We start from the raw sequence: 2084 nt of genomic DNA, 5'->3' as shown, positions 1-2084 counted from the left end.
TCGGCATCGAAATCGACATAGCCGCGCAGTTCGCCGCCGCGATAATCGACCACCAGCAGCCGCACGACGCCATTTTCGGTCTGCGCCTGAAGCGTCAATTGCCCCGCATCGTCCTTCAGCGTCGATCCGATCAGCGCGCCGAGCACCAACGCTTCCGCCAGCAGCGCCTCGATCGCGGGCGGATAGGCATGGCCGGAAAGAATCGCATCCACCACCGGCCCGAGCCGCGTCACCCGCCCGCGTGCGTCGCGCGCCGGAATCGTGAAGCGCAGCGTGCGATCGAGATCGGCCCTGGTCGTGTCAGTCATATCCGTCATTCAGCCCCGCCTGTCGAAAACCCGCCCTTTGCGCCGCGCGAAAGCCGCGCAAGCCGCCGCGATCTGCTCAGCGTGAAGCGGGATTCCCGGCACGAAAGATGGGGTGACGCCCCCGCGCGATCAACCGATCTGGCCGAAGCACCAGCGCAGGATCGCCTTCTGGGCATGGAGCCGGTTCTCCGCTTCGTCCCAGATCAGCGATTGCGGCCCGTCGATCACCTCGCCGGTCACTTCCTCGCCGCGGTGTGCCGGCAGGCAATGGAGGAACACCGCATCGGGCCTGGCGCGCGCCATCAATTGCCGCGTCACCTGATACGGCATCATCGCCTTCAGCTTGGTATCGGCGTGCGCCTGGCCCATCGAAATCCAGGTATCGGTGACGATCACATCGGCGCCCGCCGCCGCCTCGCCCGGATCGGCGACGACGCGCGCGCGGCCCTTGCCCAGCGCGACATCGGCCTCACTGGGCATGAAGCCCTGCGGGCAGGCCGCGACGACATCGAAATGCATCAGCCCCGCCGCTTCCATGATCGAGGCGAGCACGTTGTTGCCGTCGCCCAGCCACGCCACCTTGAGGCCGGGGAGCGCCTTGCCATGCTCGATGATCGTCTGGAGATCGGCGACGATCTGGCACGGGTGCGAAGCATCGGTCAGGCCATTGATAACCGGAACGCTGGCATGGGCCGCCATTTCCTCGATCTTGGCGTGATCGTCGGTGCGGATCATGATCGCATCGACATAGCCGGAGAGGACGCGCGCAGTATCCGCGATCGTCTCGCCGCGCCCGATCTGCATCGTCCCCGCATCCGCGACGATCGGGGTGCCGCCAAGCTGGCGAATCGCCATGTCGAAGCTGAAGCGCGTGCGGGTCGAATTCTTCTCGAACACCATCGCGAGCGCACGGCCCGCAAGCGGCGCATCGGCGTCCGGCGTTCCTTTCGGAAAGCCGGCGCGCGCCGCCTTGCGGTCGATCGCGTCGGCGAGAATCGCGGCGACGCCATCGGCGCCCGCATCGGAAAGATTCAGGAAATGGCGGATGGTCATCATGTCTCCCCCCGGAGAATCATGCCCCTTGGCGCCGATCCGATCGGCGCCAAGGGGCAGGGAATCAATCGTCGGCAGCCGGCACGTACATCCGGGCGGCCTCGCTCAGCCGCTCGACGCATTCGGCGATATGGCTTTCCTCGATATTGAGCGGCGGCAGGATGCGGACAACATTGTCACCGGCCGAAACCAGCAGCAGCCCGTGATTGTCGCGGGCGTGCGCCACGAAGGCGCGGCTGTCGCTCTTGAGCTTCAGGCCAAGCATCAGGCCATGGCCGCGCACGCTTTCGAACAGATGATCGTGGTTGGGGATCATCTGTTCCAGCGCCTGGCGCAGGCGATTGCCGGTCTTCTCGACATTTTCGAGGAAGCCGTCTTCCAGCAGCACATCGAGCACCGCCTCGCCCGCCGCCATGGCGAGCGGGTTGCCGCCATAAGTGGAGCCGTGCGTGCCGATCACCATGCCCTTGGCGGCCTGCTCGGTCGCGAGGCACGCGCCGAGCGGGAAGCCGCCGCCGATCCCCTTGGCCACCGCCATGATGTCCGGCGTAATGCCGTAAAGCTCATGCGCGAACAATTTGCCGGTGCGGCCATAGCCCGCCTGCACCTCGTCCAGCACCAGCAGCAGGCCGTGCGCGTCGCACGCCTTGCGCAGGCCTTGCAGGAACTCCTGCGTCGCCGGGCGGATGCCGCCCTCGCCCTGGATCGGCTCGACCAGGAAAC

At 66.5% G+C, this 2084-nt stretch carries 3 protein-coding genes; all 3 read right to left on the bottom strand.

What is annotated here, in order from left to right; all coding sequences use genetic code 11:
- On the bottom strand, positions 1 to 308 hold a 308-nt coding region (locus tag Q0316_RS15145), incomplete at its 3' end, for an Hsp33 family molecular chaperone HslO (protein WP_298674092.1).
- A gap of 129 nt (positions 309 to 437) precedes the next feature.
- Positions 438 to 1361, bottom strand: a complete 924-nt coding sequence (gene argF / locus Q0316_RS15140; protein ID WP_298674090.1) for an ornithine carbamoyltransferase — start codon at positions 1359 to 1361, stop codon at positions 438 to 440.
- A 64-nt stretch (positions 1362 to 1425) separates the two neighbouring features.
- The coding region (locus Q0316_RS15135) for an aminotransferase class III-fold pyridoxal phosphate-dependent enzyme (protein ID WP_298674088.1) at positions 1426 to 2084 on the bottom strand (659 nt) is incomplete at its 5' end.

The sequence above is a fragment of the uncultured Sphingomonas sp. genome, assembly GCF_937871615.1.
GTDB lineage: Bacteria > Pseudomonadota > Alphaproteobacteria > Sphingomonadales > Sphingomonadaceae > Sphingomonas.
This window is presented reverse-complemented; position numbering and strand designations above follow the sequence as displayed.